Consider the following 17955-nt stretch of genomic DNA (forward strand, 5'->3'; position numbering starts at 1 on the left):
TGAAAAATAATGAGGTGGTTTCTCATTCTCGTTCGACCTGTAAGGAAGGCCGGAATACAGGCCAGTCTGCCGATGTCCTTTCTTGGAGCGAGAAAATGAGTTCGTCCCCGGTTTCACAGCGCCATCCATTAAGTCGTGCCATGCACGGTGCGATCCTGGGTTTGATCGTGAGCAGCTACGCATTGCCATCGCTGGCGCAAACCTCGGGCGCTGATCACAGCAATCAAGTCAAACAGTGGAATATCGCCCCCGGGCCACTGGCGCCAGCGCTTGACCGCTTTGCGCGCGAGGCTGGCATCAGCCTTTCCTTCGACGCCTCGAGTGTGGCGAACCGCACCACGGCTGGCGTGAATGGCACGCTCGATACATCGGCAGCGCTGTCATCCTTGCTTCAGGGAAGCGAATTGCAGGTCGAACAGCAAGGGCCGAATGCTTACCTGCTGACCCCTCAAGCAAAAACCGCCGGCCCGCTGGAACTCGACGCAACGGCCGTCGAGGACTACCGCCTCGCCCCGCTCATCATCAATGCCAAGGTCCGGGTCAGTGCCGACGACGACGCCAACTCGGTGGTTGCCAAGGAGCTCTGGGTGGGCGGCAAGGTGGCCACCAGCATTCTCAATACACCGGCATCGGTGTCGGTGGTGACCAACAAGGAAATGCAGCAACGCAGCGTCAGCACCACGGAAGAAGCGCTGCAATATACGCCGGGCGTGGTCAGTGACTTTTATGGTACGGATGATCGCAACGACTATTTCCAGATCCGCGGCTTCCAGGCCACCACCTACCGTGACGGCTTGACCCTCAGCTCAATGCGCGGCGTACGCGAAGACCCATTCGCCTATGAGCGCATCGAGATTCTGCGTGGCGCCAACTCCACCCTGTTTGGCCCTGCAGACCCGGGCGGTTCGGTAAATTTCGTGACCAAACAGCCGCGCTTCGAGAAGTTTGGCCAAGGCTATGTGACCTACGGTTCGTTTGACCATGTCGAGACCGGCATCGATGTCGGCGATGCGCTGAACGACGAGAAAACCCTGGCCGGCCGCTTTACTGCCAAAGGCCAGAACAGCGATCGCGAGTACGACCACTCGCAGGACGACAACCAGCTGTTTATGGGTGGCCTCACCTGGGCACCGACGGATTACACGTCGGCCACGATGATTCTGGACTACCTGAAAACCGAGAGTTCGCCCAACAGCGGCGGCTATCCACTGGATCGGGAATACGACCGCAGCAAGTTTTATGGCGAGCCCAGCTACAACTTCCACGATGTCGAGCGCACCAGCCTCAGCGGTAACGTCACCCATGATTTCGACAACGGTTTCGTGCTGCGCAGCAATCTGCGTTACAGCAAGTTGACCGATGATTTCGGCTACGTGTACCTCAGCGACAGTGCCGCACGTGTCGGTACTACCGTCGATCGATACCTGTTTGGCACGGACACTGACGCCGACCAGTTCAACGGCAATCTGATGCTGCAATACGATGCCCGCTTCGAGAACATCGACAGCAGCAGCCTGGTGGGCGTGGAGTACCTCGATTCGACCACCAAGGAAAGCTCGGTCTACGCCCTGACGACACCAATCGATATTGCCAACCCTGTGTTTACTGGCGTTCCACGCTCAGTCGCGCCGTATGCCGTCAACAAGCGAGACGCGACCACCAAGGCCGTCTTCCTTCAGCAGAACCTGTCGTTCTACGAGCGTTTCATCGTCACCGGAGGCGTGCGCAACGACTCGATGGACCTGACCAGCAAAGGCTTGCAATCCACCGACAAAGACACCTTCTCCGAAACATCCTACCGAGGTGCGTTGACCTATATCGTCAACGATGAAGTATCAACCTACGTGAGCATGGTCGAATCCGTCTCGCCGCCGCAGGTTGGCGTGACACCGCAGACAGGCAGGCAGTACGAAGTGGGCGTGAAGTATGCGCCGATGGGAATGGATGCACTGTTCTCCGCCGCCGTGTATGACCTGACCCAGGAAAACGTCACCATCGCCGTGGTGCTGCCGAGCGGCATCATCGAGCAGCAGACGGTGGGTGAATCACGTGCACGCGGCCTCGACCTGGAGGCCAAGGCGCAGGTGACGCAGAACCTCAGCCTGATCGGTGGCTATTCCTACATGGAGTCCGAAGTATTGCGCGGTTCGTTGTTCGACGGCAGTTCCCTGAAGGGTAACGAGTTCGCCACGGCACCCAAGCATTCCGCTTCGCTCTGGAGTTACTACGACGTACCCGCCACTGATGTCAGCGTGGGCCTGGGTGCGCGCTACGTCGGCGCGTATTACTTCGATGCAGCCAACTCCGGCAAGAGCGATGGCACTACCCTGTTCGACGCCGCCTTCAACTACAAGATCGCCAAAGGCACCGACCTGGCGGTGAACGTCAGCAACCTGCTGGACGAGCAGCATGTGGTCGGCTCCGGCACCGCGAACTTCTACAACCCGGGCCGCGAGATAACCGCCAAGCTGAGCTACAACTGGTAAACCGGCGGGTCAGCGTTTTTCCCCACACAGAAAACGGTGCCCGCGTTACCGCGGGCACCGTTAACTACGGGCATACCCAGGTTGATCTACGCTTGAATGAAATCTCGCGGAGAAACAGATCATGTCCCTCGCTCCCGGAAAGCTATTGGCCCTGGTTTTGGGTGTCTTCGTTTGCACATCCGTGCTGGGACAAGGGGCAGCAGACAGCGATTCTCCGCCGGCGATACTGCCCTTGGCATCCGAGAGTGCGCCGAAACTCATTGCCTACCCGCCGCTTGCCGAGCCGCTCGCCCGTGGAGTGGTCATCATCCAGTTTCGAACAGAGCACGCCAGGATCATGCCGGTATTTGGCAAGGTGGCTGCTGAGGTATCACCACGCTTAGGTCACCTTCACGTGACCGTCGATGACTGGAAAGGTACGTGGGCGCACACCAGTGAAGACCCGATTATCCTGGTCGGGCTAACGCCCGGTCCTCACAAGGTTCTCTTGGAAGTGGCCGATCCGACGCACCAGATCATCACCAGTACGACAGTGAGTTTTACAGTACCGGAGAAGAAACCGATGGACGCTCCCCGTACTGACGATCATCACGCGGTAAAACCATGAACGCCGTGCTATCACCGTAACAGGCAACGATCGGCGTCTCTGCCAACGACTGCCTGGCTCAATATCTCCAGAAAACCGGGGTCACGAGCACCAACACCGTCAGGATTTCCAACCTGCCTAGCAGCATGCCAACGGTGAGTAGCCATTTGGCCGCATCGGGCAGTGACGAGAAATTACCTGCCGGCCCGATGATTGTGCCCAGGCCGGGGCCGACGTTACACACCGCCGTAGCGGCGCCGCTCAGGGCGGTGATCCAATCAAGCCCGATCAGCGCCAGGCCCAAAGCGATGGCGGCAATCGTGATGGTGAAGAAAAACGAGAAGGTCAGCAGCGAACGGACGATTTCCTCGTCGATGGGATGGCCGTTGTATTTTTTCTGAATCACGGCCCGGGGATGGATCAACTGCTTCAAGCTGCTGACCAGAAGCGCGGCAGCCACCTGAAAACGGAAGATTTTCAGCCCGCCTGCCGTTGAGCCGGAACAGCCTCCGACGAAGGTCAAATAGAAAAACAACAACACAGCGAAGCTGCCCCACAGGGTGTAGTCGCCAACCGCAATTCCGGTGGTCGTGACGACCGAGGTCACATTGACCGCCACGATACGAAACGCATCCCACCATCCGTAGGCGCTGTGCAAATACAGCCAGGTACCTACCGCCAGTGATGTGACGAGCAGGAACCCAATAAACCCGCGCACCTGGTGGTCTTTGATCAGCGCACGCCGATTGCCCCGACATGTGGCGACATACAAGGTGAATGGCAGGCTGCCCAGGATCATGATGACTACCGCCACCCAGTGAATTGCTGGCTGCTCCCAGTGCCCGAGGGAGGAGTCCGACGTCGAGAACCCGCCGGTAGAGATCAACGACATTGCGTGGTTGATCGCTTCGAATGGGGTCATTCCTGCGAGCCAGAGCGCCAAAGTGCCGACACCCGTCAGGCCCAGATAGAGCAAAAGGATGTACTTGGCTGCGACATGAGAACGTGGTGTCACTTTCTCCGACCAGTCCGAGGACTCAGTCTGGAAAAGACGCATGCCGCCAACTCGCAAAAGCGGAAGAATCGCGACAGCCATGCCGATAAAACCGATGCCGCCTAACCAATGCAGCATGGAACGCCAGATCAACAAGCCGGGAGAGGCGCTATCCAGACCGGTGAGTACCGTCGAGCCAGTGGTTGTGATGCCCGACATCGTTTCAAAGAACGCATCGGTGTAGCTGATATCAGTGATGAAAACCATGGGTAACGCTGCGAAGGCGCACACAACAACCCAGCTCGCGGTAGTCAGCAGGTACATGTCCCTGGGTCGAAGATTGCCGGCGTCCGGACGCCCTCGCACGATCAACAGCAGACCACAGATGAAGGTAATCAGACTCGACCAGAGAAAGGCCGACAGATCGTCGCTATGCTCATAGACCACCAGTGTCATCATGGGTATAGCCATGCTTACCGCCAGGGTGATCAGAAAAATACCCAAGATAAAGCCGATAAGCCGAATTGCTGCGAGGGACATCACGATAGCGTTCCAAATTAGCGCCGCGCAGTATCGGATGCCCTCAATAAAGACTGCGTAAATTCTCCGTAAAATTTTTATCTGCAATCAGGCAGGCTGCGGGAGTCAAAGCGGGGCTATGAGTCAATTACAGGCCTTCGCAACAGGCCGGAAACGGCAGAAGCCGCCAGTACCAGCCCTCTTCGCATCAGACGAGTCCCGGCCTGACGCTGCATGTTGCGCGTAAAATCTGGCTGCAGCATGCAGCGCCCTGCAAACGGAAGTTGATCTGCGCTGATCGCTCATCAGGAGGAAACGAGTTTCTCGTAATCAGAGAAGGGCTTGAGCGCGCAGTACTGCACGTGTAGCAGATTCCCTTTGACGTAAGGCAGCGCCTCGATGTAATCACGCGCCTCTTCGAAGGTGGCGGATTCCAGTTCAAACGCGGCACCGGGACCAGCGGCCAGCCCATGAACTGCGCGCACGATACCGTCAGCGAAGCCTTGCCAAACGTGCAATACCTCCGGTTTCGCCAGCCGCTTGAAGTCTTCTGCCGCTCCATCAGCACGGCGAGTCAGAATCACGAAGGTTTTCATGTCACCTCCTCCGTTTTCAGCTGCTTGCGCTGGGTTGTTTCACCATAAGCGACGTGCGCCATTATGCCGCTCTGGCCCACGGCCACATGCGGTTCAAGCTCATTGCGGGAAGTGTAGTCCCCACCGTTTTGGGGCCGGAAAGGTATTGGCGCATCTGTGAACAAATCCTCGAGTCGGGTGCGCCAAGCCTCTTTGGCTGCGATGGCATCTGCGGCGGTCAAGTTGCCAGTGCCGTATATGGCGAACGTCGGCAGCACATCGAACCCAGGAAAGTAGAGCGAGCCGTGCGTGATCGGAAACAGCAATTGCTCGAGTGGTCCGTTGATGCCGCGCGGCGAGTAGTCTTCTGCGGGGCCGCCGACAGCGACTGACAACATGGCCCGCTTGCCTTTGAAAGCGCCGTCACCATAGCGGTAGGCGTTGCCAGCGTCCTTGTAGCCGTGGGCGAGTCCGGCTGCCCAGACGCGATCTATCCACCCCTTCATGATGGCCGGCATGCCGTACCACCAAAGCGGAAACTGGAAGATGACAACGTCTGCCGCTAGAACCTTGTCTTGCTCCGCCGCCACGTCAGGGCTTTGGCGGCGATGACGATAGGCGTGGGCGGACTCTGCTCCGAACGACAGCCGCTGAGGGTTGGCCCGCTGAGGAAAGTCGTGCTCGTCGAATATCGCTTTCCAGCCCATGGCGTATAGATCGGATTGCAGGACCTCGTGTCCTTGCGCAGTCAAGCATTCAACAGACACATCCACCAGTTGCCGCGTTAGCGACGAAGGCTCGGGATGGGCATAGATGATCAGTACTTTTTTCGACATGAAGGACGGCTCCGCTGTGATTTCGAAGGAGTGTCGCGGGGCTCGGGCCATCTGTGAAATCGCAAAATTTTGCTGCTAACATAAGATCGATGGATACCAGACGCCTTGATCTAAATCTGCTTGTGACGTTGGAGGCCCTTCTCATTGAGCAGAACGTGACCCGGGCTGCCGCCCGTCTGCATTTGAGCCAGCCAGCAGTCAGCGCTCAGTTGAGCCGTCTGCGCGACGTCTTCAACGACCCTCTTCTGATCCCCGCGCAGCGTGGAATGACGCCCACCGTCAAAGCCTTGGAGCTGCTCGTGCCGCTTCGCCAGGCACTTGACCAGGTAAGGGCGACCGTCACTACTCACCTGAATTTCGAGCCCGCGACGGCGAGCCTGACGGTATCAATCGCCTGCACGGATTACGTGCAGGCGGTTTTGATCAAACATCTCGTTGTCGCCATGCGACGCGAAGCGCCGGGTGTTCGCATCGCACTGCGCATCCTGGACGTACCACAGCTGGAGCTGCAGATGACCCGCGGCGAGGTGGATCTGGCCGTGATAAACATGAACGGGGTTCCGCCCGCACTGCACTCGCAGCACCTCTATGATGAGAGTTACGTGCTGATCGGGCGTCGTGGGCATCCCAGCATGCGCGCGGACCTGACCGTGGATGAGTTCGCGCAGCTGGAACATGTCGTGGTGTCACTGCGCGGCGGAGGCTTCTCTACCTCGGTGGATCACGCCTTGGTAGCGCGCGGGCTGCGGCGTAACGTCGTTCATTCAGCGTCGTCATTCCTTCCAGTACCGGAGTTGGTCGCGCAGTCGGATTGTGTGGCCCTGGTTCCAAGTCGTCTTGTAGACGGTCGCAGCGAGCAACTGCTGTGCGTAGCCCCTCCATTGCCGGTGGAAGGTTTTGCGATTGGCTTGTTCTGGCATGAGCGGTCGGATGGGCATGCCGGCTTCAAATGGGTACGTGAGTTCATCACTCGCGTGGCCGATTCTCGTGCATCCGATTATGGCAACCCAAGAACTCTGACAACCTCGAAACCCGTCCAGACAAGCTAGCGTGTCGAGTACTCGATAGGTCAAAGGCTCGCTGGTTGGCTCGCTCTTGCAAGCTCGTTGAGGCAATAAACTTCCATCCATCTCCTTACGGTCGATTATGGGTTTTTATCGGCATACCTGAATGACTGTTTTGGCCGAAAGCAGGCGGGTATTACCTTGTTTCAGCTTCGTCAGGAGGCCAGCTCTCATAGAAAGAGCCGCCTACAGGGATCGGGTTGCCATCCATATGGTATGCGGCCCATGCCAGTACGTGTGCCATGCGTTCGGCAGCAACTGGCGACAGTCCGCAAGATTCTCTGACTTCGTCTAGCCGTACTCGGCAAACATCGAGGTGGCGTCGAACCCCGGAAAATCCACCAAGATAGAGAAAGAACTCGTCGAGAAGGATACCCACGCCTGGAACACCATAGGTGCCGGCCACACCTGGTGCCTCCTCATATAAGGCCTTCACATCATGGCCTTCCAAGGCCGCGACAGCGGTGAGTACCTCGCAAAAAGTATCTTTCATGCTGTTGCTGACCCAGAGGTCATAGCTGTTGCCGATAATGATGGGCGCGCCCATGAGTCTTACTCTGATGTCGATAATGGAATGCTGAAGAAGAGGCGTATTCAGCCATGTAGCCAATTTTCAATAGGCCGTCTCCGCTCCGATTATTATCTTTTGGGGCTGAAAAAGGCCATGCGTGGACGGCTGCTTTTGGCCGGAAGCTGCCTCCCAGGCAGCGAACCGTGAATGGTCACTCGTCAAACAAGGTCCAGCCATGGCAAATGCCGGCAAAGTCTTTTGCCGTAAAAAATAATGTCAGTTCCTTTGGGTCAAATTCTTTGTAGAGCCAATGCCCAGGAATGGGGCCTCTCGTTATCGCGTATTCCAAGCGGTATTTTTGAACAGGTCCAATACCGAAGGAGCGTGAATTCAACTCAAACCTGTCACCTCTGTTGAGCGCCCATAGCTTTTCAACAAGGCAGTCATCAAGCACCACCTCTCCCGCTACCTCAACGAGATACTTTGAATGAAGTTTCTGTTGAAGCCTAACGCTTCTGGCCATGCATCAACCTACCTATGAACAGTCCGAGCCTCGGCACAATAATACTTGACCATGATGATGACCGCTTTGGGTTGAAAAAAGTGCGTTGGGCGTCCGCTTTTGGTCCAGGCTGTGTGAAAACGTCAGCGTCGATAGGGACGGGGCGTCTCTACGTGAAGTCCGTAGATATACGGAATCATCTTCACTGCTCTGGAGGTCAGTTCTTACGACGTTGGTTAAAGGATTTCTTGAGTTCATCGGTATCATTACTCTCGCCCCTCTCAAATCAGGTCATGCCATGAACCAAAACCCTATGGAATCCTGCCCCCGCTGTGGATCGGTCCAACACGTCAGACCAAAGGGAATCCTGATAGGAGCAGCAAGCCCAAAAAAACGCTTCAATGGGGAAGAAAAAGCAGGCTATCAACGCTTGGATCAGCTAGCAGTTGATGAATGCAAGCCTGCCCTTCTGAAAGCAGCGCCGCTGGAGCAGCTGGTTGATGGGTTTTATTGCGATCATTGCGGGGTGGGTTTTGTAACAAGCGAGATTGTACAAGGTGTCGACCGAACATCGCTCTAGAGACGATGACGGGGGTTGTTTAGATCGAAACGGCTTTTCATGACAGGCAGAAGTCGAGCACACCGGGTGAAAACGCCAGTGCTTGTCTAATCTTTTGATCGTCTAGATCGTATCGAGGACGATCATGAAGCGATTCATTGAAGGCGAGGCCCGGACGCAAGTGACTCTGCTGCCGGAGTGCCTGGACGATTACGTAACCGAAGAAAATCCAGTCCGAGTGGTCGACGTTTTCGTCGATGAACTCGACCTGGGCGCACTTGGGTTTGAGGGCGTCGATCCTGCTGCAACGGGTCGTCCGGCCTATCATCCAGCGGTCTTGCTAAAGATCTATATCTACGGCTATCTCAATCGGATTCAGTCCAGTCGCCGGCTTGAGCGTGAGGCCGAGCGCAACGTCGAGTTGATGTGGCTAACGGGGCGTTTGGCCCCGGACTTCAAAACCATTGCCGACTTTCGCAAAGACAACGGCAAAGCCATTCGCAGCGTATGCCGCCAGTTCGTAGTTCTTTGTCGCAACCTCAATCTCTTCTCCCAATCGATCATCGCCATCGACGGCAGCAAATTCAAAGCCGTCAATAATCGCGACCGCAACTTCACTCAGGGCAAGGTGAAGGCACGCATGCAGCAGATCGAGCAGAGCATTGATCGATATCTGGCGGCGATGGATTCGGCGGATCGGGCAACGCCCGAAGTGGCCGAGGCCAAAGCAGAGCGGCTTAAAGAAAAGATAGAAACACTGAAAAAGCAGATGCAGACACTCAAGGACATCGAGGCGCAGCTCCACGAAAGTCCAGACCAGCAGATCTCCCTCACAGGCCCAGACGCACGCTCAATGGCTACGAGCGGCCGAGGCACCGGAACGGTTGGCTGCAACGTACAAACAGCTGTCGACGACAAACACCATCTGATCGTTGCCCATGAGGTGCCAACGTTGGTAATGATCGTGGGCAACTGAGCAATATGGCGAAACAAGCGCGTGAAGAAATCGAGGCTGAATCGCTAACGGTGGTGGCCGACCGAGGCTATTACAAAGGTCTGGAAATCCTTGCTTGCGAGCAAGCCGGCATCACTACCTTCGTACCGAAACACCCCACATCTGGCAGCAAAGCCGAAGGCCGATTTGGTAAGCAGGACTTCATCTATCTTGCGGCGTCGGACGAGTATCGATGCCCTGCGGGACAGTTACTAACCAGGCGGCATTCGTCATGGAAGACGGCATGTTATTGCATTGTTACTACTTTTCGGGCTGCCAGTCCTGCTCAATGCAAAAGCAATGTACGACGGGTAAGGAGCGCCGTGTGAAGCGCTGGGAACATGAGGCTGTAGTCGACGCGATGCAGGTTCGGCTAGAACATGCCCCGGGGAAGATGAAGGTTCGCCGCCAGACTGTTGAACATCTTTTCGGAACGCTCGAGTACTGCATGGGAAGTACCCACTTCCTGACCAAAACCCTGCCGAGGGTGAGCACTGAGATGAGCCTTCATGTGCTCGCCTACAACCTCAAACGAATGATGAGCATCTTCGGCATCGCAGGACTGCTTGAGGCGATCAGGGCGTGAACCAAGCCGCTTGGCCGTTCGTGAGCGCCTGTTTGGGTCGCTGACGCGGCCCAAACGGCAATACGAACGCCTATGCAACTGATCAAGGAAATTCGCGCTTCCGTCCGCTGATTCCACTGGCACCATCGCGACTTTCAGTTTGCGACGTATTTTGTGCGTTTTCACACAGCCTGGGTCGATAGCTACCATCCGCCACCGGCAGCTATCAGCTGAGACGCCCGTACATCTGGCCCAAGCAAGCCACTCACCAAACCTGGCCCCATGTTTTTCCTGCCTGCAATCCCAAACCCGCACAAAAAAACCACCGATGCGTTGTCAGTTGATCCTTTTCAGCCTATCTTCAATAAAACCTATACAGCCAGCCTGTGTGCGTACAACCTTTTCGCCCGACAGCGTCCCTAACCCGCACCGCCACGAGTAGCCCGAATGAGCCCACTACTAGCCAGCCATTACCGTGAAATCCTCGTTGGCGTCGGTGAGAACCCGGAACGCGAGGGTTTGCTGGACACGCCCCAGCGCGCCGCAAAGGCGATGCAATACCTGTGCAACGGTTACGGGATGAGCCTGGAAGACGTCACCAACGGTGCGCTGTTCGAGTCGCAGAGCGATGAGATGGTGATCGTCAGCGACATCGAGCTCTATTCGCTGTGTGAGCACCATATGCTGCCGTTTATCGGCAAGGCGCATGTGGCGTATATCCCCACTGGCCGGGTGCTGGGGCTGTCCAAGGTGGCACGGGTGGTCGACATGTTCGCGCGGCGTCTGCAGATCCAGGAAAACCTTACTCGGCAGATTGCTCAGGCGATCCAGCAGATCACCGACGCTGCCGGTGTCGCGGTGGTTATTGAGGCCAGGCACATGTGCATGATGATGCGCGGCGTCGAGAAGCAGAATTCGATCATGACCTCCTCTGTCATGCTCGGTGCCTTTCGCGACAGCTCGACGACGCGGCAGGAATTTCTCCAGCTCATCGGCCGGCGCTAGGCCTATACACAGCCTGTTAACTGTACAAGCACAAGGAGTAGGAAGATGACCCGATTTCTGCTGCTGTTAGGACTGGCGCTCAGCATTGCAAGCTGCGGCAGTGTCGATGTTGCTCGTTATGCGGATCAGCAACCGGCATTGAGTCTGGAGCAGTTCTTCAGCCAGCCCGTCAAAGCCTGGGGAATGTTCCAGAAGCGCAACGGCGAAGTGGTCAAGCGTTTCGAGGTCGATATCGCCAGCCGTCGTGAAGGTGAAAACCTGATCCTCGACGAGCGCTTCCGTTACAGCGACGGCACCCGTGAACGCCGAGTCTGGACCCTCACTCCCGGGGGCAATGGTCAGTGGAGCGGTCGCGCGCATGATGTGGTCGGAGTTGCTCAGGGCCAGATCGCAGGCAACACCTTCCACTGGCGTTATCGCCTGAATCTGCCGGTCGACGACTCGACTTACGAGATGAGCATGGACGACTGGATGTACCTGGTCGACGAAGACACGTTGATCAACCGCACCCGTATGTCCAAGTGGGGTTTCGAAGTCGGTCAGGTGACGGTGTTCTTCCGGCGCCAGAACGCTGGAGCGAACCCATGAGCAGTGGGTTGACCCTGGCCTCGTTCGGCGACGGTTATCGCGCCTTGGTGATCGGTGCCAGTGGCGCCCTCGGCACGGCGTTCTGCCAACATTTGAACCAGGATCCACGCTGCGCCAGCGTCCGTGCGCTGGGACGCAAAACTGTGCCGAAGCTCGACCTCGAGCAGCCCGAAACGATCGCCAGCGCCGCCGCCGAACTGGCAGCCGAAGCGCCTTATCACCTGATCATTCACGCGGCCGGCCTGCTCCATCGCGGCCAACTCAAGCCGGAAAAAAGCTACAGCGCAATCGAAGCCGAGTCGCTGCAGGCCGTGTTTCAAGTCAACACCCTGGGGCCGGCATTGCTGCTGCGCGACTTTCTGCCATTGCTTGCGCCTCAAGGCGCGATGGCGATGCTTTCGGCAAAAGTCGGCAGCATCGGCGACAACCGTTTGGGCGGCTGGTACGCCTATCGCGCCTCCAAGGCTGCGCTGAACATGCTGATCAAGACCGCCGCCATCGAGCTTTCGCGCACTCGACCGCAGAGCCGCTTGCTCAGCCTGCACCCAGGCACGGTGGTCTCGCCGTTGTCGCAACCTTTTCGCGGAGCCGCAAGCGCCCGCCCGGCAGACATTGCCGCTGCGCAATTACTGAGTTTGATTGACACGCTGACGCCGGCCGATAGCGGCCATTTCTTCGCCTACGATGGAGAACGCCTGCCCTGGTAGGCAAGGAGTGAAGCATGAATCTGCAAACCCTCACCGAACGTGCGGCCAACAGTGAAGTTCGCGAACTGGAGCTGCTGTCACTCGAAGGTGGTTTTTATCTGGCGAGGATTCGCGTGGATCAAGGCCAGTTCACCTTGCTCGATGACGCGGCCAAGCCAATGCACCTGCGTTCGATCACCCACCTGCGCGACTTGCTGCAAACCGTGCCGGCGTTTCCCTGCGTGCTGGTGCAGCAATGCGTGCACGACGAAATGTGCGGCCGGGATTCAGGGCCGGTTGAAGAGCTGCGCATTCCATTTTCGCTGACCACGCCGTTATGACGCCGAAGCGAGGCAAGCGCTGCATGGCAGGCTGATAAGGCGCGCGTCGCCCACCGGCGACGCATTTATCGAACCCCTGCCCCGTCCACGGGTCTGCTTCACATCGATTCCCTGGAAGTAAACCCATGTCCACTCAACACACGCTTGTCCTGCTTGCCCGAGGCGGATACGCCGCGCGCGGCGTTCTGTATCTGATCATCGGCATCTTCGCGCTACTGGCGGCGCACGACTCCACCAAACCGAAAGACAGTCACAAAAGCCTTGAAGCATTGCTCAGCCAGCCGTTCGGCTACGTGCTGATCGGTGTTGTGGTCGCCGGCCTGCTGGCCTTCGCCGCCTGGCGTGCGCTGCAAGCGATCCGCGATGTCGACCACCACGGCAGCGAGTTCAAAGGCCTGGTCATTCGCGCAGGTCTGCTCGCCGGCGGTCTGGTCAATGCGGCGCTGGCCTTCTTTGCCTTGGGTCTGTTGGTGAGTGGTCTCAGGAGTTCGGGCGGCTCCGGCGATGGCAAGACCAAGGATCTGCTCGCGCAGCTGCTGTCGTTCGAGCATTCGAACCTGTTGATCTACCTGATCGCGCTGATCCCGCTGGGTGTCGGTATCGCCCACATCATCAAAGGCTGGAAGGCCACGTTCGAGAAATACTTCGAAGCGGATGACGAAGTGATGCGTTACGTGCGCCCGGTGTCGCGCTTTGGCTTGATCGCCCGAGGCGTGGTGTTTATCGAGATTGCGGTGTTGATGGCGGTCAGCGGCTCGGTTTACCAAGCGACCAATCCACCCGGCATGAAGGAAGCGCTGGATGCTTTGCAGAATCTGCCGGCAGGTGGGGTGCTGTTGATGCTGATGGCGTTGGGGCTGATCGCGTTTTCGGTGTACAGCTTTTCCGAAGCAGCCTGGCGCCGGATCGAAATGGATATGCCGCTGTAAGCGGCTATTCGAGGGGGCGTTTGCCCCCTCGACTGCTTCCCATCAAGTAAACAGATCAACGCCCAACTGGAACGCTACCCATAGCGCCAGACCCGTAGCAAACATCAGCGCGATGTTTTCAAACAGGTTGTTGCGGTATTGCTTGTCCAGCAGCGATTTCTGGTTGGACATGATCAGCAGGCCCAGGGAAATCACCGGCAAACCAATGATGTTCAATGCGCTGACACCAATGGTCAGGGTGACGAAATCCGGCATGCCCGGCATCGACCAGATCAGCGGCGTGACGAGGATGAACAGCATGAACCACTTGTGCATCGGGTCATGATGGAACTCTTTGCCGTACTTCTCGCGACGCTCAGGACGAACATGCTGGAAGGCATCGGTGATCAGCATCGGAAACGCCGTGGTCTTGCCTGAAATACTGGCGAACAGCGTCGCGAACACACCGATGAAGAACACGTACCAGCCGATCGGGCCGAAGAAGATTTCCAGCGCCTTGCCCAGATCGCCCAAGGTTTTCACCTCGATGCCGTTGGGCCGCAGGATTTCCGCGCCAACAATCCAGATCGCCAGGTTGATGATGATCCCGACGAACACCGCAAACAGCAGATCGTTACGTTGAATGCGCTTGTGCTGCGGCCCGGTCCAGCCTTTCTGGCGCATGACATACGGGTGCACGAAGTTGGCGATCGAGCCGGCGACCGCGCCGATCACCGAGACCGCCACCAGCAAGGCGCCATGCACGCCTTCGTCCGGCGGAATGCTGAAGCCGATGGTGCCTTTGATGATGCCGCTGACATCCGGGCCGGACATCACCGCCAGGGCGATGAACGCCAGGGTCATGATCGCCAGCAGCAGCTTCATCACGCCTTCGATCATCGTGTAGATGTTGCGCCCGACCAGCATCCACACCGCCAGCACCACCGCCACCGAGCACAGCAATGGCTGATCGATCTTGAACAGCATCGCCAGCGACTCCCCTGCCCCCTTGATCATGTAGGCGTTCATCAAGTGCCCCATCAACAAGGCATAAACCAGCATGAACCAGGCAAACACCGGGTTGAGCTGGGCGTAGCCCTGAAGAATGGTCATGCCCTGGTTATTGCACAGCTGGAAGCGGGCAATGATGTTGACGATCAGGTACCTGAGCAACAGCGAGACCGCCAGCACCCACATCATGGCGTAGCCGTAGTTCGCACCGGCCACTGAAGACGTGATGAGATCGCCCGCACCGAGCCACGACAGCACGGCGATAATGCCGGGGCCGAGCAGTTTCAGAGTACGCAGGAAAAGGTTTTGCGGTTTTGCAGCGGCCTGATGATCGAGTGGAGCCATGCTCGTCATAGGGGTATCTCCGTTATTGTTTTTGTGAGAGTTGTTGCAATGCGCACATTAGGTAGGATGTCGTACAACAACGCTAACGGGAGAGTATGTAAAAATGTGTCAAACCTCAATCACGACCACCCTCTCCGATCATTTCCGCTGATCAAAATCATCTAGAACAAGCATGTCAAATAAGCGTAGCGACGTTACAGGCCCCCGAAATAGCCATTGATGCCCCAGCCAATCACTCATAGGATGACTGATCACAACAACAATAAGGCTGGAAATGATGAAAGGAACGCTATTGATCGCTGCGCTCGCCTCCTCGTTGAGCGTGACGGCTAACGCCGCTACTTACGCTTACATCTCAAGCCCAGGCGACGGTCTGATCTCGCAATATCGCCTTGACCAGAGCAACGGCGCACTCACCCTCGTTGAGCAGATCCAGGCCGGCGACCAGGTCAATCCCATGGCCCTCACCCCGGACGGCAAAGTGCTGTTTGCAGCGTTGCGGGTCAAGCCTTTCCAGGTGCTGGGCTATCGGATCGACTCCAAAAGCGGTCATCTGACAAAGTTTACCCAAGCGCCCCTGGCAGAGAGCATGGCCTACCTGTCGACCGATCGAAAAGGTCGCTACCTGCTCGCGGCCTCCTACGGCGCCGATGCGCTCAGCGTTCAAAAGATCGGCGAGGATCATCAACCTTCCGCCAACATCCTGCGTTATCCGACCGGCCTGCACGCGCATTCGATTCGCACCGAGCCGAGCAATCGCTTTGCCTACGCCGGCAACCTGGGCACCGACAAGGTGCTGCAATATCGCCTGGATGCCAAGACTGGCGAGCTCAGCCCGATCGGCAGCGGCTCGGTCAGCGTCCCGGAGAAAACCGGGCCTCGGCACCTGGCGTTCTCGCCCAACGGCAAATTCCTTTACGTCGTTGGCGAGATGAGCGGCACTGTGACTGCGTTCTCAATCGACGAAACCAGCGGCGCGTTGACCGAAATCGCTGTGGCCAATGGCATTCCCGAACGCTTGCAACTGGCCCACGGCGAAGTCCGTGATGCGCGCAACAACGATTTGAAAGACGACCCGACCCCGCGCATCTGGGCTGCCGACCTGCGCATGTCGCCGGATGGAAAACTGCTGCTGATGAGTGAGCGCACCAGCAGCAGCGTTTCGGCATTTGCCGTGGATCCGGCAACAGGGGGACTGACGTTTCTCGACAACTACCCCGTGCAAGAACAGCAACCACGCAACATCGCCTTCTCCCCAGATGGCCGCTGGCTGCTGGTGACGGGCGAGAAAAGCGCCAAGGTCGGTACGTACGCGGTGAGCAAGGATGGCGCGCTGAAGCGTGTCGGTGAAGCGGCGTCCGGCAAAGGCGCATTGTGGATCGAGATACTGCAAACGCCTGACGCATGAATATCTGCGGAGCAGCAACTGCTCCGCAGCCCTGCAACTAATCCCCCGCCGCTTCGGTCATTAGGTTTGCCGAGGTCGATTCACTTACGCAGACCTCCCGTTCAAGAGACTGCCCAACGTGATCAGCCATCTCGATCGCCGCAACAACCGCTCGCTGGACAGTCTGAATTTCTTTCTCGCCGATGTCCGCGACGGCCTCGGGCCGTACCTCGCCATCTACTTGCTCGCCGTGCACCACTGGGACCCGGCCAGCATCGGTGTGGTCATGACTCTCGCCGGTATCGCCGCGCTGGTCACGCAGACGCCCGCTGGTGCGCTGGTTGACAGCAGCCGGGCGAAACGTGCGCTGGTCATCATCGCCGCGCTGTTGGTCACGGTGAGTTGTCTGCTCCTGCCGTTCATTTCGTCATTCAGTCTGGTGGCGTTGACCCAAGCCTTGAGCGCGGCGGCAGCATCTATTTTTGCCCCGGCTATTTCCGCGATCACCCTGGGCATCACCGGCCCGCGAGCATTCACCCGGCGTACAGGTCGCAACGAGACGTTCAACCATGCCGGCAACGCGTGCGCGGCGTTGTTGGCCGGTTTGTTTGCGTATCTGTTCGGTCCGGTGGCGGTGTTTTATCTGATGGCGGTCATGGCGCTGGCCAGTGTGATTGCCGTGCTGTTCGTTTCGGCAGAAGCGATAGATCACGACGTCGCGCGCGGTTTGCAGCCTGGCGATCAAAGTCATCAGCCGTCCGGATTCAAGGTACTGCTGAGCAATCGCCCGTTGCTGATGTTTGCCCTGTGCTGCGCGCTGTTTCACTTGGCCAACGCGGCGATGCTGCCGCTGGTGAGCCAGAAACTCGCCCAAGCCAACTTGCACATGGCCACGCCGCTGACGTCGGCGTGCATCGTCGCAGCCCAACTGGTGATGGTGCCGATGGCGCTGCTGGCCGGTGCGAAAGCCGATGTCTGGGGGCGCAAACCGTTATTGCTGGCGGGTTTTCTGATCCTGCCGCTGCGTGGTTTGCTCTACACCTTCTCGGATGATCCGTACTGGCTGGTCGCCGTGCAGCTGCTCGACGGCGTTGGCGCTGGGCTGTTCGGCGCGCTGTTCCCGGTGATGGTCAAGGATCTGACCCTCGGCTCCGGGCATTTCAATGTCAGCCTTGGCGCGCTGACCACAGCGTTTGGTCTGGGCGCGGCGCTGAGCAATGGGCTGGCCGGATTTGTCGTCGAGGCCGCCGGTTACAGCGCAGCGTTCCTGACTCTTGCCGGAGTTGCGGCGGCGGCGTTTCTGCTGCTGTTGATCGGTGTTCCGGAAACGCTGCAGCGGACTGACAAGTTCGAGTCCGCTGCACTGCTGAGCCAAAACTGAGCGGTTTGTATCAGCATGTAGCTTTTGCCGACACAGATACACACGCATGCGAAGTTCAGCCTTGCGCACACAGAACTGACACATTTAGCGCGCTAAATACCCCTGTCGCTTC

The 17955-nt window shown here is 57.8% G+C and carries 17 protein-coding genes and 1 pseudogene; 12 read left to right on the top strand and 6 right to left on the bottom strand.

The window, feature by feature from the left end:
- Positions 1–95: 95 nt before the first annotated feature.
- Both PspCFBP13508_RS03090 and PspCFBP13508_RS03095 read left to right on the top strand, forming a co-directional pair.
- On the top strand, positions 96–2486 hold the full coding sequence (locus tag PspCFBP13508_RS03090) for a TonB-dependent siderophore receptor (RefSeq protein ID WP_137213616.1): 2391 nt from the start codon (positions 96–98) through the stop codon (positions 2484–2486).
- Positions 2487–2607: 121 nt separating this feature from the next.
- Positions 2608–3093, top strand: coding sequence for a DUF6130 family protein (locus PspCFBP13508_RS03095; RefSeq protein ID WP_137213617.1), 486 nt, complete (start codon positions 2608–2610; stop codon positions 3091–3093).
- Positions 3094–3151: 58 nt separating this feature from the next.
- Here the strand turns inward: PspCFBP13508_RS03095 and PspCFBP13508_RS03100 are convergent, their stop codons facing one another.
- The 3 genes from PspCFBP13508_RS03100 to PspCFBP13508_RS03110 form a co-directional block, all read right to left on the bottom strand.
- The gene (locus tag PspCFBP13508_RS03100) at positions 3152–4606 is read right to left on the bottom strand and encodes a TrkH family potassium uptake protein (RefSeq protein ID WP_137213618.1); all 1455 of its coding nucleotides are present in this window, start codon (positions 4604–4606) and stop codon (positions 3152–3154) included.
- A gap of 284 nt (positions 4607–4890) precedes the next feature.
- The gene (locus tag PspCFBP13508_RS03105) at positions 4891–5181 is read right to left on the bottom strand and encodes a hypothetical protein (RefSeq protein WP_137213619.1); all 291 of its coding nucleotides are present in this window, start codon (positions 5179–5181) and stop codon (positions 4891–4893) included.
- Entirely contained in the window at positions 5178–5996 is an 819-nt protein-coding gene (locus PspCFBP13508_RS03110) for an NAD(P)H-dependent oxidoreductase (RefSeq protein ID WP_137213620.1), read from the bottom strand. The genes PspCFBP13508_RS03105 and PspCFBP13508_RS03110 overlap by 4 nt, the downstream gene beginning before the upstream one ends.
- A gap of 89 nt (positions 5997–6085) precedes the next feature.
- On the opposite strand from PspCFBP13508_RS03110, the gene PspCFBP13508_RS03115 reads away from it, so the two are divergent.
- Positions 6086–7045, top strand: a complete 960-nt coding sequence (locus PspCFBP13508_RS03115; RefSeq protein ID WP_130910226.1) for a LysR family transcriptional regulator — start codon at positions 6086–6088, stop codon at positions 7043–7045.
- 151 nt (positions 7046–7196) lie between these two features.
- Here the strand turns inward: PspCFBP13508_RS03115 and PspCFBP13508_RS03120 are convergent, their stop codons facing one another.
- Entirely contained in the window at positions 7197–7607 is a 411-nt protein-coding gene (locus tag PspCFBP13508_RS03120) for a hypothetical protein (protein ID WP_125916284.1), read from the bottom strand.
- Positions 7608–7782: 175 nt separating this feature from the next.
- Complete coding sequence (locus PspCFBP13508_RS03125) at positions 7783–8094, bottom strand: hypothetical protein (RefSeq protein ID WP_130910133.1); 312 nt, start codon at positions 8092–8094, stop codon at positions 7783–7785.
- Between the two features lie 277 nt (positions 8095–8371).
- Here PspCFBP13508_RS03125 and PspCFBP13508_RS03130 point away from each other — a divergent pair, with 277 nt between their 5' ends.
- The 7 genes and pseudogenes from PspCFBP13508_RS03130 to PspCFBP13508_RS03160 all read left to right on the top strand — a co-directional run bounded on the left by PspCFBP13508_RS03130 (position 8372) and on the right by PspCFBP13508_RS03160 (position 13740).
- Positions 8372–8653 carry a hypothetical protein gene (locus tag PspCFBP13508_RS03130; protein WP_130910228.1) on the top strand — a complete coding sequence of 94 codons (282 nt, stop codon included), beginning with the start codon at positions 8372–8374 and terminating at the stop codon, positions 8651–8653.
- A gap of 124 nt (positions 8654–8777) precedes the next feature.
- Positions 8778–10212: pseudogene (locus tag PspCFBP13508_RS03135) on the top strand (IS1182 family transposase).
- A 426-nt stretch (positions 10213–10638) separates the two neighbouring features.
- Positions 10639–11196 (top strand): GTP cyclohydrolase I FolE, encoded by a 558-nt coding sequence (gene folE / locus PspCFBP13508_RS03140; protein WP_041480339.1) that lies wholly within the window; start codon positions 10639–10641, stop codon positions 11194–11196.
- Positions 11197–11241: 45 nt separating this feature from the next.
- A complete protein-coding gene (locus PspCFBP13508_RS03145; RefSeq protein ID WP_122746185.1) occupies positions 11242–11784 on the top strand; it encodes a DUF3833 domain-containing protein in 543 nt (180 codons plus the stop codon).
- Positions 11781–12491, top strand: a complete 711-nt coding sequence (locus tag PspCFBP13508_RS03150) for an SDR family oxidoreductase (protein ID WP_137213621.1) — start codon at positions 11781–11783, stop codon at positions 12489–12491. Before PspCFBP13508_RS03145 ends, PspCFBP13508_RS03150 begins: the two co-directional genes overlap by 4 nt.
- A gap of 14 nt (positions 12492–12505) precedes the next feature.
- On the top strand, positions 12506–12811 hold the full coding sequence (locus PspCFBP13508_RS03155) for a DUF6482 family protein (RefSeq protein WP_016774774.1): 306 nt from the start codon (positions 12506–12508) through the stop codon (positions 12809–12811).
- Positions 12812–12936: 125 nt separating this feature from the next.
- Positions 12937–13740: a DUF1206 domain-containing protein gene (locus PspCFBP13508_RS03160; protein WP_137213622.1), complete on the top strand. Its 804-nt coding sequence runs from the start codon at positions 12937–12939 to the stop codon at positions 13738–13740.
- 42 nt (positions 13741–13782) lie between these two features.
- On the opposite strand, the gene PspCFBP13508_RS03165 is transcribed toward PspCFBP13508_RS03160, so the two are convergent.
- Positions 13783–15084: an Nramp family divalent metal transporter gene (locus PspCFBP13508_RS03165; RefSeq protein ID WP_024013001.1), complete on the bottom strand. Its 1302-nt coding sequence runs from the start codon at positions 15082–15084 to the stop codon at positions 13783–13785.
- 265 nt (positions 15085–15349) lie between these two features.
- On the opposite strand from PspCFBP13508_RS03165, the gene PspCFBP13508_RS03170 reads away from it, so the two are divergent.
- Together PspCFBP13508_RS03170 and PspCFBP13508_RS03175 are read left to right on the top strand one after the other, a co-directional pair.
- Positions 15350–16483: a lactonase family protein gene (locus tag PspCFBP13508_RS03170; protein WP_137213623.1), complete on the top strand. Its 1134-nt coding sequence runs from the start codon at positions 15350–15352 to the stop codon at positions 16481–16483.
- A 118-nt stretch (positions 16484–16601) separates the two neighbouring features.
- The gene (locus PspCFBP13508_RS03175) at positions 16602–17843 is read left to right on the top strand and encodes an MFS transporter (protein WP_137213624.1); all 1242 of its coding nucleotides are present in this window, start codon (positions 16602–16604) and stop codon (positions 17841–17843) included.
- Positions 17844–17955: the final 112 nt, after the last annotated feature.

This window comes from Pseudomonas sp. CFBP13508, assembly GCF_005233515.1.
Classification (GTDB): domain Bacteria; phylum Pseudomonadota; class Gammaproteobacteria; order Pseudomonadales; family Pseudomonadaceae; genus Aquipseudomonas; species Aquipseudomonas mercuritolerans.